Below are 14400 nucleotides of genomic sequence, written 5' to 3'. Positions count from 1 at the left end.
TATGTTTAGCGAAATCATGCGTTATATCCTTGACTTAGGTCCGACGGTCATGCTGCCGATCGTGATCATCATCTTCTCAAAATTGATGGGGATGAAGCTCGGGGACTGTTTTAAATCCGGCCTGCATATCGGGATTGGCTTCGTGGGGATCGGGCTGGTGATCGGCCTGATGCTGGATTCCATCGGCCCGGCGGCTAAAGCGATGGCGGAACAGTTTGAGATCAATCTGCACGTGGTGGATATCGGCTGGCCCGGCTCTTCTCCGATGACCTGGGCGTCACAGATTGCGCTGATTGCCATTCCGGTGGCGATTGGCGTTAACGTTCTGATGTTGGTCACCCGCATGACCCGCGTGGTGAACGTTGATATCTGGAACATCTGGCACATGACCTTCACCGGCGCAATGCTGCATCTGGCGACCGGCTCTTACTGGATTGGCATTCTTGGCGTAGTGATTCACGCGGCCTTTGTGTACAAGCTGGGCGACTGGTTTGCCAAAGATACGCGCGACTATTTTGGTCTGGAAGGCATCGCCATTCCGCACGGCAGCTCGGCGTATCTGGGGCCGATTGCGGTGCTGGTCGATCTGATTATCGATAAGATCCCAGGGCTTAACCGCATTCATTTCAGCGCCGATGATATTCAAAAACGCTTTGGTCCCTTCGGCGAACCGGTCACGGTGGGCTTTATTATGGGGATTGTGATTGGCGTGCTGGCGGGCTATGACGCGAAAGGCGTGCTGCAACTGGCGGTTAAAACCGCGGCGGTGATGCTGTTAATGCCACGGGTCATCAAACCGATTATGGACGGTCTGACGCCTATCGCTAAACACGCCCGTAAACGGCTACAGGCCAAATTCGGCAGCCAGGAGTTCCTGATTGGCCTTGATCCGGCGCTGCTGCTTGGCCACACCTCCGTGGTATCGGCAAGCCTGATTTTTATCCCGTTGACCATTCTGGTGGCGGTGGTGGTGCCGGGTAACCAGGTCTTACCGTTTGGCGATCTGGCAACCATCGGCTTCTTCGTCGCCATGGCGGTCGCAGTCCACCAGGGCAACCTGTTCCGCACGCTGATTTCCGGGGTGATTATCATGGGGATCACCCTGTGGATCGCCACCCAAACGATTGGCCTGCATACCCAGCTTGCCGCCAACTCGGGCGCGCTGAAAGCGGGCGGCATGGTGGCTTCAATGGACCAGGGCGGCTCGCCAATCACCTGGCTGCTGATCCAGGTTTTCACCTGGCAGAACATTGTCGGCTTCGTGGTTATCGCCGTCATTTATCTCCTCGGTGTCCTGCTTACATGGCGCAGAGCGCGCGGCTTCGCAGCGGCAGAAAAAGCCGCCGCCGCGCAACAGAGTCAACCCGCATCGTAATTCTGACGGGGAGCATCCGCTCCCCTTTACATTCCTGGAGGATCTTATGAAATCAGTGGTGATCCACGCTGAGGGTGAAGTACGCGTTGAAGAACGTCCGATGCCGTGCCTGGAGACAGAGGATGATGTACTGGTCAAGGTGGTCAGTTCTGGCCTGTGTGGTTCAGATATTCCACGTATTTTCGCCCACGGCGCGCACTATTATCCGATTACCCTCGGCCATGAATTCAGTGGCTACGTCGCCGCCTGCGGCGACGGGATTAGCGATTTAGCGCCGGGGGATGCGGTGGCCTGCGTGCCGCTGCTGCCCTGCTTTAACTGCCCGCAGTGTCAGCGCGAATACTTTTCACTGTGCAAACAGTATCAGTTTGTCGGCTCGCGTAGCGAAGGCGGTAACGCCGAATATGTGGTGGTTAAACGCGCTAACCTTTTCCGCCTGCCGCCAACGATGCCGATTGACGATGGGGCGTTTCTCGAACCTGTTACCGTGGGCCTGCACGCATTCCATCTGGCTCAGGGCTGTGAAGGGAAAAACGTGATTATTGTCGGGGCGGGCACCATTGGTTTGCTGGCACTTCAGTGCGCCCGCGAGCTGGGGGCGAACAGCGTCACCGCCATAGATATCAATCCACAGAAACTGGAACTGGCTAAAAGCCTGGGAGCAACCCACGTATTTAACAGCCGCGAGCTGAACGGTCAGCAGATCCAGTCCGCACTGGCGGAAATTCAGTTCGACCAGTTGGTGCTGGAAACCGCAGGCACGCCGCAAACCGTCGCGCTGTCGATTGAAATTGCCGGACCGCGCGCGCAACTGGCGCTGGTCGGCACGCTTCACCACGATCTGACCCTGACGTCGGCGGTCTTCGGGCAGATCCTGCGTAAAGAGCTGTCGGTGCTGGGAAGCTGGATGAACTATTCCGGGCCGTGGCCGGGGGAAGAGTGGACGACGGCGGCACGGTTGCTGGCCGAAAAGAGGCTACAGCTACAGCCGCTGATTGCCCACCATGGCGATGCCGAAAGTTTCGCGAGCGCCGTCCAGGCCCTGAACGGTGCACCAATGCACGGCAAGATTTTGCTCAAAATGGGGTAATTTACCAGAGCCAGCAACCGGCGCTGGCTCACACAGTCTTTCGAAGTTTGGCTTTCCCCTTTCACTATCCTTCGATTAAACTAAAGTCAGCTCATCATCAGGCAATTAACATGAATTCATTTGAACGAAGGAATAAAATCGTCGATCTGGTTAATTCGCAGGGCAGCGTGCTGGTTTTGGATCTTTCGAATACCTTTGGCATTTCTGAAGTTACCATCCGCGCCGACCTGCGTTTGCTGGAAGAAAAAGGTTTAGTCACACGCTTTCACGGCGGCGCGGCGAGGCCCGGCAGTAATCTGGCCGAAAATGACAATCAGGAAGTGGTGCTGGAAGAGCGCTATCAGCTCGCCAGCGATCCGAAAAAACGGATTGCCCAGGCCGCCGCCGCCATGATTGAAGAAGGCATGACGGTGCTGCTCGATAGCGGAAGCACTACCCTTCTGGTCGCCGAAGCGCTGGCAAAAAACACCAATATCACGGTGATCACCAATAACCTGCCCGCCGCCTTTACCCTTGCGGATAATAAAGATATTACGCTGGTGGTCTGCGGCGGTACGGTGCGGCATAAAACTCACTCCATGCACGGCACCATTGCCGAACGTTCGCTACAGGGGATCAGCGCCGATCTGATGTTTGTCGGTGCCGATGGTATTGACGCCACGAATGGCATCACCACCTTTAACGAAGGATATTCCATCAGCGGTGTGATGGCGGCAGCGGCGCGCAAAGTCGTTGCGGTGCTCGACGCCACCAAGTTTAACCGCCGTGGTTTTAACCAGGTGCTGCCGATGGAGAAGATCGACTGTGTGATCACCGATGAGAGTATCAGTGCGGAAGATCGCCTGGCGCTGGCGCAAACGCCTGTTATCCTAAAGATTGTATAAACAGTGAAGCCCGGATTTTTAATGCCGGGCTTTATAAAAGCTTTACGATCAAAACATATTATTTATTAATTGATCACAATGAATAAATAGCTGCCATGAACATTACCATCCCCAACCCTTGGTTTTAATAGTAAATCCTTTAATAATCCGACATAAATATATTCTGAAACTCGCTGCGTAGGTTTTATTACATTAGCTATTTCGATACAATTTAACTCGTGAGGGTGATTAATATATTAAATTTTTAATAAGGAATGTTATGAAAAAGGTTACTAAAACTCTGACAGCCGCATTGTTAGCGTTATCAGCTGGTGGGGCTTGGGCAACTGATGGCACGATTGAATTTACGGGTGAAATACTGAACTCAACCTGTGATTTTGCTAATGGTGATGTAATTAATATTGAACTGGGCCATTATGCCGCCGCCCAGTTCAAGTCTATTGGCGATCGCACCCCTGCAATTCCTGTTGATATTCCATTAGAAAACTGCCCGACGGCTGAATGGGCTCACGTTGATGGCAGCACAGACAACTCATTCCAGCTTTGGCTGGAAACCCGCAGCGGCGGCACCACTGGCACCAATAATGAGCTGGTGGCAGTGACGGGCATGGGTACCGCGGCAAAAGGTGTCGGTATTCGTATTGATTCAGTAAAACATCAAACTCAGATGGCCCTGAATAAATTAACCACCCCGAAAGTGAGCTTCACGCCAGAGGCTGATGGTAAGACTACCGTGGCTTTACAGGCGTATTACGTTTCCACCGTTGAATCTACAGCAATTACACCAGGGGAAGCCAACGCCTCCGTTGATGTAACCATTGATTATCGTTAATCCCCATACCATGTCTCTTTTGCTGACTGACAGCGGCAAAAGAGACATTTTTTCTATGGTTAAAGTGACAAAAATGAAAAACAAAATGGTCTGCGCTCTGGCGCTACTGTTGAGTTGCTGGAGCTGCCAGAGCGTTGCGGGCGGGATTGTTCTGGAAAGAACGCGCGTGATCTATGATGCCAGTAAAAAAGAAGCGGCATTATCCGTTGCCAACCGCAGCGAGAGCGCCCCCTATTTATTGCAAACATGGGTCGATAACCCACAGCAAACAGCGCGAGGCCCGTTTATTGTTACCCCTCCCCTGTTTCGTCTTGAAGCGGGTGATGACTCATCACTGCGAATTATTAAATCAGACGGGCAACTGCCCACGGATAAAGAATCGCTTTTCTATGTCAATGTCAGAGCCATACCAGCGCAAAAGAAAGCAGACATGGATAATGACAATTCCCTGACGCTGGTATTTAAAACGCGTATAAAGCTTTTTTATCGCCCGGAAGGTTTGAAAGGCAAAGCGTATGATGCCTATAAATCCATTGAATATAAACGCAATAACAATACATTAGATATATATAATCCTTCTGAATATTATGTTGTCTTTGCCGGTTTATCACTGGGCAAGACCGATTTGACGGATAAAATCGAATATATCGCGCCAGGTCAACACACACAGCTTGCCATACCCGCCGTTGCAGAAAATACGGTCAAATGGGCTGCAATTAATGATTATGGCGGACAAAGTAAGATTGAAATTCGCACACTGCCTTAATTAAGCAGATTTTATCATGACGATCTTCAGGCAATGTGAGCGTCCAGGGAATGAAACGAAATAAACACTCACCACCCATCAAATGCCTGGCATTCTGGATAAAGCTCGCGGTATCCAGCACCAGTCTGATAGCAGGTATGGCATGGGCAGATGACTACTACTTTGATCCTTCGCTACTGGAAACCCGCCAAAGCGGCCAGCAGGCGGTGGATCTTTCTACGTTTTCTCGAGAGAATGCGCAGCTTCCCGGAGAATACCTTGTTGATATTTATGTAAACAAAAAGCAAATAGTCCAGCGCAAGGTCACTTTCGTTGCGGGTAGCGATCATCATTTGGTGCCGCAATTTACGCTCGGGCAACTGCGTGAACTTGGCGTTAAAGTTGATGATAATCCGCAGTTAATGGATCGGGGCGAGCAAACGCCAATCGCCGATCTACAAAAGGCCATGCCCGGCTATAGCGCGACGTTTGATATTAACCATGGGCGGCTGGATCTCAGCGTGCCGCTGCTGTCGCTCAACCAAAATGTCAGAGGTTACGTTGACCCTTCGCGCTGGGATAGCGGCGCGCCGGTACTGTTCACAAACTACAGCTTGACCGGTTCGCAAAGCCGCTATGACAGCGGCGATCGTTACGAACGTCAATACCTTAACATGCAGAACGGCGCGAATATTGGCCCCTGGCGGCTGCGCAACTATTCCACCTGGTCACGCGATAAAAGCGCCTCGCGCTGGGAAAGCATTAATAGCTGGTTGCAGCGCGATATTAAAAGCCTGCGTTCCCAGCTTGTTATCGGTGAGAGCGCGACAGATGGTTCGGTCTTTTCCAGCTATCAGTTTACCGGTGCGCGCCTGTACTCTGATGAAACGATGCTGCCCAACAGCCAGCGAGGTTTTGCCCCGACCATTCGCGGTATCGCTAACTCCAGCGCTATCGTCACGGTACGGCAAAATGGCTATACCATTTATCAGAATAATGTCCCGGCAGGCGCATTTGAAATTAACGATCTCTATCCTTCTTCTTTTAGCGGCGATTTAAACGTAACGATTGAGGAAGCTGATGGCACGACGCGCAGTTTCATCCAGCCCTTCTCGGCCCTGCCACTGATGCAGCGTCCGGGTTATATCAAATATAGCGCCATAGCAGGACGTTTCCGGGCTGATAACTCGCAGGACAGCAAAGAGCCGGAGTTTGTTGAAAGTACAGTGAGCTATGGCCTGAACAACGCTGTCACTCTGTACGGTGGCCTTACGCTGTCAGAGGATTATCGCGCCGTGGCGCTGGGGGCAGGCACTACCCTCGGCATCCTGGGGGCGATATCCACGGACATCAGCCAGGCTGACACCCGGTTTGATAACGGCGACAAAGATAAAGGCTATGCTTGGCGTACCCAGTATATAAAAGATGTCGCAGAAACTGGCACCAGCCTGTCGCTAAGCTATTACCGCTATAGCAGCAAAGGCTATTTCAGTTTTGCTGACGCTAACCGAAATGACATCAGCAGCGACGATCGCCTTCGTAGCGAAATACAGCTGAGTCTGAGTCAGAATCTGTTTGAGATCGCCAGTATTTATGCCTCCGGTTCACAGCAGGAATATTGGGACAGGAGACAAAAAGACAGAAACCTGTCTGTCGGCCTGAACGGTAATGTGTGGGGGGTGACGTATAACCTGAGCGGACAGTTTACCGCTTATACCGACCGCGACAGCGATCGCTCGGTATCGCTAAGCCTCAGCGTACCGCTGGATCGCTGGCTCACTCATGCCAATGCGAGCTGGCGGGTGACCAGTGAGAAAAATGAATCTACCCAGCATGAAGTGGGGATTAACGGCTCAATGCTGGATGACCGTCGTCTGAGCTATAGCCTGAGGCAGCGCGAGAGTGCAGATAACAACCGGACCGGCAGTAGCGTTTACGGCAGCTATCGCTCCGCCTATGGCACCTTTAACACTGGCTACGATTACAGTTCCGGGAATCGCCAGATGAGCTATGGCGTTTCCGGCGGCATCGTCGCTCATCCTGATGGCATCACCTTGTCACAACCGTTGGGCAACGCGTTCGCGCTGGTCGATGCGAACGGCGCGTCGGGCGTGCGGGTTAAAAATTACCCGGGTATCGCGACGGATGCCTTTGGCTATGCGGTGATCCCTTATCTGACTGCTTATCAGGAAAACCGCATCATGCTGGATACCACGTTGATGCCGGATGATGTCGACGTAACGGAAACTACCCAGATAGTCGTGCCCAATCAGGGCGCGGCGGTAACCGCCCGATTTAACGCCCGTACGGGCTATCGGGTGCTGGTAAAACTGACGGATATTCAGGGCAAACCGTTACCGTTTGGCGCAATGGCCAGCAATGACACGCAACGTCAGCAAAGTATTGTTGATGAGGGCGGTATGCTTTATATCACTGGCGTAAATGACCAGCCGCAAACCTGGCTTGTGCGCTGGGGAAGTGGCTTAAATCAGCAGTGCCAGTTCACCTTTAGCCTGCCGGAAAGCGATCAACGTCAGTCCTCAGTTCTTAGCGGATCGGCACAATGTCGTGAAGGAATACGAAAATGAAATACAGAACGTCTATTGCAGGCACAGGGCTGATATTTTCCCTGCTTATCGCCGCCCCCGCGTCTGCTATAACCGGGGGGTGCACTGCTTCGGGACTTTTTAACATGGACTTAACCAGTGACTGGACCAAAGAATATAATGTCACAGGAAACACTCAACAATTTCCATCCCTGCTTAGCGGAAATCCTTATCAAATCGATTGTAGCTGTGACGCGGGTAAGAGAGTTAACCTTTACTATTTTGTCACCAGCGGGTTACCGAATATCGGTCAACTGTCAGGATATTATCGACTGAACGATCACCTTGATATTAAAACCGAAGTTAATGATATTCCTGGTCATACAGCCGTTACCCCATTGAATATCAGGGTGATGAAAGAAGAGGGGGTCGCTTATAGCACTCGCGATGAAAAAGGCAGCGTGTGTAGTATCGATCCGCAAGATCAGCGAGCCGCACCGAGTACGGTTGGTGCAAATACCACAATTACGCTGTATGTAACTAAACCCTTTCTGGGAGAATTGATCATTCCCGACACCCATATCGCTTCTGTCGAGGCAGGATGGAGTGACTCCTCTACCGTACCTGGCAGGAATGTGTTAGAACCCATTGCCGAGTTACACGTTCAGGGGCGCATCACCGTACCGCAGGATTGTAAAATTAATCAGGGAGACGTTATCCAGGTTAATCTCGGAGCGGTTAATGCCAGCCGGTTTACCACTAAAGATCAGATGCCGGAAGGTTACAGACCCGTCGAGTTCGATATTATTTATGATTGTGGCGATACATCATTAATAAAAAACAATATGGATATGGTAATAGAAGGCATGGATGTTGCCAGCCAGTATGTGCTGATAGGCCGCCGCCGCAGTTCAGACAATGTACCGGATGTTGGCATACGCATAGTCGACGATACTGCCGGGCAAAATAATATTCCGTTCATTAACGGAACGATAAATATCAATAATTCTGGAAGGGGCAGTACGCGTATGAATGCCTATCCTGTCAATCTGGTCGGTGGGGTGCTGGAGCCGGGTAAATTCCGTGGCACGGCAACAATCACTATTGAAGTACACTGATCCGACAACGCCTTTCCATTCAGGAAAGGCGTTTTAACTTTAAGTCGTTATTGCTGTCCCAGCGCATACTTATACAGCGCGTTCTTCTTCACGCCGTGGATCTCCGCCGCCAGCGCCGCTGCTTTTTTCAGCGGCAGTTCTGTCTGTAACAGCGCCAGCGTACGCAGCGCGTCGGCGGGTAAATCGTCTTCCTGCGCTTTGTGCCCTTCAACAATCAGCACCATTTCACCTTTGCGTCGGTTTTCATCTTCTTTCACCCACGCCAGCAGCTCACCCACCGGCGCGCCGTAGATCGACTCCCAGGTCTTTGTCAGTTCACGTGCCAGCACCACGTAGCGCGATTCGCCCCAGACAGCGACCATATCCTCCAGGCTTTCCAGCAGGCGGTGAGTAGATTCATAGAAAATCAACGTGCGCGGCTCGGCTTCAATAGCTTTTAACGCATCGCGACGCCCTTTGGATTTGGCAGGCAGAAACCCCTCGTAGCAGAAGCGATCCGACGGCAGACCCGCCGCGCTGAGCGCCGCAATCGCCGCACAGGGTCCGGGAAGCGGCACCACGCGGATGCCCGCTTCGCGACAGATGCGGACCAGATGGTAACCGGGATCGTTAATCAGCGGCGTTCCGGCATCGGAGACCAGCGCGATGTTCTGCCCTTCCTTCAGCTTTGCCACCAGCGTTTCCGCCTTTTGCTGTTCGTTGTGGTCGTGCAAAGCAAACAGGCGGGCGTTGATGGCAAAATGCTGGAGCAGCAGACCAGTATGACGCGTATCCTCTGCGGCAATAAGATCGACATCCTGCAATACGGCGAGCGCACGTTGCGTAATATCAGCCAAATTGCCGATGGGAGTCGGTACAATGTACAGCTGACCGTGAGAATTATCCGCCGATTGGTGTTGTTTCATTGTTTAGTCCGTATTGCCGATTTAATATTGAGCATCGAATAAAAATATCACTGGATACAGTATGGTACCGTCAACGTTTCTTCGTTCGAAAGCCGCTCGCGGCCTGCCGGTCGTTCTGGCGGCCCTGTTCTTCGCTGGTTGTGGCACACAAACGCCGAATCAGAGCACGGCCCACCTTGAGGGGACAGCGCAGGCTGATTCCGGCTATTACCTGCAGCAGATGCAGCAAAGCTCAGATGATAGCAAGACCAACTGGCAATTACTCGCCATTCGTGCCCTGCTGAAAGAAGGTAAAAGCCAGCAGGCGATGGAGCTGTTCAACCAGCTACCGCAAGAAATGAGCGATGCGCAGCGGCGCGAGCAGTCGCTGCTGGCGGTTGAAATCAAGCTGGCGCAGCAAGATTATCCGGGAGCGCAGGCGCTGCTCGGCAAGCTCAGCTCGGGTGATTTCGATAAAAATCAGCAGGCCCGATTCTGGCAGGCACAGATCGCCGCCCAGCAGGGTAAACCTTCACTGGCGTTACTGCGCGCGCTGATCGCCCAGGAGCCGCTGCTGGCGGCGCAAGAAAAGCAGGCGAATATCGATGCAACCTGGCAGGCGCTGTCGTCAATGACGCCGGAACAGGCGCAGACGCTGGTGATTAACGCCGATGAAAACGTTCTGCAAGGCTGGCTCGATCTCCAGCGCATCTGGTTTGATAACCGTAGCGATCCAGACATGATGAAAGCCGGTATCGCCGACTGGCAGAAGCGCTATCCGCAAAATCCCGGGGCGAAAATGTTGCCGTCCCAGCTGGTTAACGTGCAGAAATTTACCCCGGCCTCTACCAATAAAATTGCCCTGCTGCTGCCGCTAAACGGTCAGGCTGCCGTTTATGGTCGCACCATTCAGCAAGGGTTTGAAGCGGCGAAAAACGGCACGGCGGTGGTTAGCGGTAGCGCCGTGCCCGCGCAAATGGCGCAGGCCGCTTCCGTATCTACCGAGAGCAACGTGGTCAGCCCGTCCCAGGCGGAAGTGAACGACCTCACCACCGCCCAGCAGCAACCGGTGCAGGCTCCGGGTAACGAAGCCGCAACGCCCGTACAAGCACCGGGCAACGAAGCGGCTGCGCAGGTACAGACACCGGGCAATGATGCCGTGACGCCAGCTAACGAAACGACCGCGCCGGTTCAGGCGCAGGGTAACGATGCCAGCGTGTCGGCTCCGCAGAGTGACGCGGTGACTGCCGCGCCGCAAACTGCCGCCGCGCCTGCCAGCCCTTCGGCAGAGCTGAAAATCTACGATACCACTTCGCAGCCGCTTAGCCAGATCCTCGCCCAGGTTCAGCAGGACGGGACCAGCATCGTGGTTGGCCCGCTGCTGAAAAATAACGTTGAAGAGCTGATGAGCAGCAATACACCGCTGAACGTGCTGGCGCTTAACCAGCCGGAAGCCGTGCAGAATCGCCCTAATATCTGCTACTTTGCGCTCTCCCCGGAAGATGAAGCTCGCGACGCCGCGCGCCATATCCATCAGCAGGGCAAGCAGTCTCCGCTGTTGCTGGTGCCGCGTAGCGCCCTTGGCGATCGCGTTACCGCAGCGTTTGCCGATGAGTGGCAGAAACAGGGCGGTGGCACGGTACTGGAGCAGAAGTTTGGTTCCGCTTCTGAATTGCGTATGGGGATCAACGGCGGCTCTGGTATCGCGTTAACCGGCACACCGGTGACCAACAGTCAGCCGCAGGCCGTAACGGTGGGTGGCCTGACCATCCCGGCTCCGCCAACCGACGCGGAAATCTCCGGCGGGCGCGTGGATGCGGCCTATATTCTCGCCACCCCGGAAGAGATCGCCTTCATCAAGCCAATGATTGCCATGCGTAACGGCAGCCAGAGTGGAACCACGCTTTACGCCAGCTCCCGCAGCGCGCAGGGTACGGCAGGCCCGGATTTCCGCCTTGAAATGGAAGGACTGCAATTTAGCGAAATCCCGATGCTGGCGGGCAGTAACCCGGCGCTGATGCAGCAGGCGCTGGCAGCGGTGCATAACGACTACTCGCTGGCGCGTCTGTACGCGATGGGTGCGGATGCCTGGTCGCTGGCTAACCACTTCTCGCAGATGCGTCAGGTGCAGGGCTTTGAACTTAGCGGCAATACCGGCGATCTGACCGCCAGCAGCGATTGTGTGATTAACAGGAAGTTATCATGGCTCAAATACCAGCAGGGACAGATCGTGGCGGCGAACTAACCCGCAAAAAGACCGGCGACGCGTGGGAACAAAAAGCGCGTCGCTGGCTGGAAAGTCAGGGACTCCGCTTTGTCGCCGCCAATGTGCGAATGCGCGGCGGCGAGATCGACCTGATCATGCGTGACGGTCCGGTAACGGTCTTCGTTGAAGTTCGTTACCGCCGCAACACCTTTTACGGCGGCGCGGCGGCCAGCGTGAGCCGGAGCAAGCAACATAAATTATTACAGACCGCCCGCTGGTGGCTCGCGCGCCAGAATGGGAGTTTTGATACTGTGGATTGCCGGTTTGATGTGATAGCCTGCGACGGCAGTGACATCGAATGGCTTAAAAACGCCTTTGGCGAATAAACCTGATATTTAAGGGATAACGTGCTCGAACGAATTAAAGTTTGCTTCACTGAAAGCATTCAGACTCAAATTGCGGCGGCGGAAGCGCTGCCTGACGCTATCTCTCGTGCCGCCATGACGCTGGTTCAGTCGCTGCTTAACGGCAACAAAATTCTCTGCTGTGGCAACGGCACCTCGGCCGCCAACGCACAGCATTTTGCTGCCAGCATGATTAACCGCTTCGAAACGGAGCGTCCGGGTTTACCGGCGATGGCACTTAATACCGATAACGTGGTCTTAACCGCGATTGCTAACGATCGTTTGCACGATGAAATCTACGCCAAGCAGGTCCGGGCGCTCGGTCATGCCGGAGATGTGTTGCTGGCTATTTCAACGCGCGGCAATAGCCGTGACATTGTGAAGGCGGTTGAAGCTGCCGTGACGCGCGATATGACCATTGTCGCCCTGACCGGCTACGACGGCGGCGAGTTAGCCGGGCTGCTGGGACCGCAGGATGTGGAAATTCGCATTCCGTCTCACCGCAGCGCACGTATTCACGAAATGCATATGTTAACGGTCAACTGTCTGTGCGATCTGATTGATAATACGCTATTTCCTCACCAGGACGATTAAGGAGTACACATGAAGGCATTTTCGCCCCTCGCAGTCCTTATTTCCGCGCTGCTTTTGCAGGGTTGCGTTGCTGCGGCGGTTGTCGGCACCGCCGCCGTTGGTACAAAAGCGGCAACCGATCCCCGCACCGTGGGCACTCAGGTGGATGATGGAACGCTGGAACTCCGCGTGAACAGCGCGCTGGCAAAAGATCAGCAAATTAAGAAAGAAACGCGCATCAACGTCACCGCGTATCAGGGTAAAGTGCTGCTGGTGGGTCAGTCGCCGAACAGCGAACTGTCATCACGTGCGAAACAGATTGCCGTCGGCGTTGATGGCGCAACGGAAGTGTTTAATGAAATCCGTCAGGGCGCGCCTATCGGCCTCGGCACGGCATCAAACGATACCTGGATCACCACCAAAGTCCGTTCACAGCTGTTGGGCAGCGATCAGGTGAAATCCTCTAACGTGAAGGTGACGACCGAAAACGGCGAGGTGTTCCTGATGGGTCTGGTGACCGACCGGGAAGCCAAAGCGGCGGCGGATATGGCCAGCCGGGTGAGCGGCGTGAAACACGTCACCACCGCGTTTACCTTTATCAAGTAATGCAATATTGCCCGGCAGCGTCTGCCGGGCATTTCTCACAGTAACGCCAGCCCGCCAACTATCGCCCCGCCCAGCGCCACCAGCCCGCCGGTCAGCCACAGAGCTTTTGCCGGGAACGCTTTACGCAGCATCACCAGCGACGGCAGACTCACCGCCGGCAGCGTCATCAGCAATGCCAGCGCCGGAGCCGTGCCCATTCCCGCCAGCATCATGGTCTGCACGATGGGAATTTCAGCGGCGGTCGGGATCACAAACAGGCATCCGGCAACCGCCATCGCCACTACCCAGAACAGCGTATTATCGACCACGCCTTCGGTATGCGGGAACAGCCAGACGCGCGCTGCGCCCAAAACCAGCACCGCCAGAATATAAACCGGGATTGTATTCCAGAACAGCGTCCACAACGCGCGGCCCCAGCGGGTGAAGAAACTGCCCTGCACCGTGGCAGATTCAATCTCAACCGTGGCGGTCTGTACGGTATCTTTTACCAGCCGTTGCACCAGCGAGGCGATAATCAGCACCATCGCCAGACCCGCAACCAGGCGGATCAGCGCAAACTGCCAGCCGAGCACAAAGCCCATAAACACCAGCGTGGCGGGATTCAGCAGCGGATTGCCCATCCAGAACGCCAGCGCGCCACCCATTGACACCTGCTGACGACGCAAACCGGCAGTAACCGGCGCTGCGCAGCAGGAACACATCATGCCCGGCAAAGAGAACAGCGTCCCCAGCAAAGTGCCCTGAAAACGCGGCTGACCGAGGGTGCGCATCAGCCAGTTACGCGGGATCAGCACTTGCACCAGCGATCCGAGGATCACCCCCAGCACGGCGGCTTTCCACACCGCCAAAAAATAGACCAGCGCGTAATCCCACGCCGCCCGAAGCGGGCTGGCATCCGCCTGCGCCAGAATAGATTTACCGATGCTGTGGGTTTCGGCGGCGGTAAAGGCTTTCCCGTAATAGGGCTGCCATTTCACATACCACAGGCCAACAATAACGACGAGAAAGAAAAGCGCGGGCTTCCACCACTGACGTGACGGTGCCAATTGAGATGAAGACTGACCAGTCATAGCATTCCCCGGAAGTATTATGGTTTTTAATAAACCGGGGAATAGTACGCCGGGTAAGTTATTTATG

At 54.3% G+C, this 14400-nt stretch carries 13 protein-coding genes; 11 read left to right on the top strand and 2 right to left on the bottom strand.

Translation table 11 applies throughout. The annotated features are described in order from the left end of the window. The first annotated feature begins 1 nt into the window (after position 1). The 7 genes from RT197_RS04955 to RT197_RS04925 all read left to right on the top strand — a co-directional run bounded on the left by RT197_RS04955 (position 2) and on the right by RT197_RS04925 (position 8590). Positions 2 to 1375 carry a PTS galactitol transporter subunit IIC gene (locus RT197_RS04955; RefSeq protein WP_312947930.1) on the top strand — a complete coding sequence of 458 codons (1374 nt, stop codon included), beginning with the start codon at positions 2 to 4 and terminating at the stop codon, positions 1373 to 1375. Between the two features lie 46 nt (positions 1376 to 1421). Then, positions 1422 to 2465, top strand: coding sequence for a galactitol-1-phosphate 5-dehydrogenase (gatD, locus tag RT197_RS04950; protein ID WP_312947928.1), 1044 nt, complete (start codon positions 1422 to 1424; stop codon positions 2463 to 2465). Between the two features lie 110 nt (positions 2466 to 2575). Beyond that, entirely contained in the window at positions 2576 to 3349 is a 774-nt protein-coding gene (locus tag RT197_RS04945; protein ID WP_312947925.1) for a DeoR/GlpR family DNA-binding transcription regulator, read from the top strand. Between the two features lie 259 nt (positions 3350 to 3608). Continuing rightward, positions 3609 to 4181, top strand: coding sequence for a fimbrial protein (locus tag RT197_RS04940; protein ID WP_312947922.1), 573 nt, complete (start codon positions 3609 to 3611; stop codon positions 4179 to 4181). Positions 4182 to 4254: 73 nt separating this feature from the next. Next, positions 4255 to 4947: a molecular chaperone gene (locus RT197_RS04935; RefSeq protein ID WP_312948596.1), complete on the top strand. Its 693-nt coding sequence runs from the start codon at positions 4255 to 4257 to the stop codon at positions 4945 to 4947. Positions 4948 to 4997: 50 nt separating this feature from the next. Further along, positions 4998 to 7514 carry a fimbria/pilus outer membrane usher protein gene (locus RT197_RS04930; protein ID WP_312947920.1) on the top strand — a complete coding sequence of 839 codons (2517 nt, stop codon included), beginning with the start codon at positions 4998 to 5000 and terminating at the stop codon, positions 7512 to 7514. Then, positions 7511 to 8590: a fimbrial protein gene (locus tag RT197_RS04925; RefSeq protein ID WP_312947917.1), complete on the top strand. Its 1080-nt coding sequence runs from the start codon at positions 7511 to 7513 to the stop codon at positions 8588 to 8590. The genes RT197_RS04930 and RT197_RS04925 overlap by 4 nt, the downstream gene beginning before the upstream one ends. 47 nt (positions 8591 to 8637) lie before the next feature. Here the strand turns inward: RT197_RS04925 and rsmI are convergent, their stop codons facing one another. Continuing rightward, complete coding sequence (gene rsmI, locus RT197_RS04920; RefSeq protein ID WP_312947914.1) at positions 8638 to 9495, bottom strand: 16S rRNA (cytidine(1402)-2'-O)-methyltransferase; 858 nt, start codon at positions 9493 to 9495, stop codon at positions 8638 to 8640. 61 nt (positions 9496 to 9556) lie between these two features. Between rsmI and RT197_RS04915 the strand changes: the two genes are divergently transcribed. Genes RT197_RS04915 through dolP form a run of 4 tightly spaced genes read left to right on the top strand, consistent with a single transcriptional unit; the run spans position 9557 to position 13263 of the window. After that, positions 9557 to 11719, top strand: coding sequence for a penicillin-binding protein activator (locus RT197_RS04915; protein WP_312947911.1), 2163 nt, complete (start codon positions 9557 to 9559; stop codon positions 11717 to 11719). Continuing rightward, on the top strand, positions 11677 to 12066 hold the full coding sequence (locus tag RT197_RS04910) for a YraN family protein (protein ID WP_312947909.1): 390 nt from the start codon (positions 11677 to 11679) through the stop codon (positions 12064 to 12066). Before RT197_RS04915 ends, RT197_RS04910 begins: the two co-directional genes overlap by 43 nt. Positions 12067 to 12087: 21 nt before the next feature. Further along, positions 12088 to 12678, top strand: coding sequence for a DnaA initiator-associating protein DiaA (gene diaA / locus RT197_RS04905; protein WP_103676689.1), 591 nt, complete (start codon positions 12088 to 12090; stop codon positions 12676 to 12678). Between the two features lie 9 nt (positions 12679 to 12687). After that, positions 12688 to 13263, top strand: coding sequence for a division/outer membrane stress-associated lipid-binding lipoprotein (gene dolP / locus RT197_RS04900; RefSeq protein WP_312947907.1), 576 nt, complete (start codon positions 12688 to 12690; stop codon positions 13261 to 13263). 35 nt (positions 13264 to 13298) lie between these two features. Here dolP and RT197_RS04895 read toward each other — a convergent pair whose 3' ends face one another. Then, positions 13299 to 14333 carry a permease gene (locus tag RT197_RS04895; RefSeq protein ID WP_312947904.1) on the bottom strand — a complete coding sequence of 345 codons (1035 nt, stop codon included), beginning with the start codon at positions 14331 to 14333 and terminating at the stop codon, positions 13299 to 13301. Positions 14334 to 14400 lie beyond the last annotated feature (67 nt).

Origin of the sequence: Superficieibacter sp., assembly GCF_032071645.1 — a bacterium.
In the GTDB taxonomy this organism is placed as follows: domain Bacteria; phylum Pseudomonadota; class Gammaproteobacteria; order Enterobacterales; family Enterobacteriaceae; genus Superficieibacter.
The sequence above is the reverse complement of the archived record's forward strand: the minus strand, read 5'-3'. Positions and strand labels throughout refer to the sequence as shown.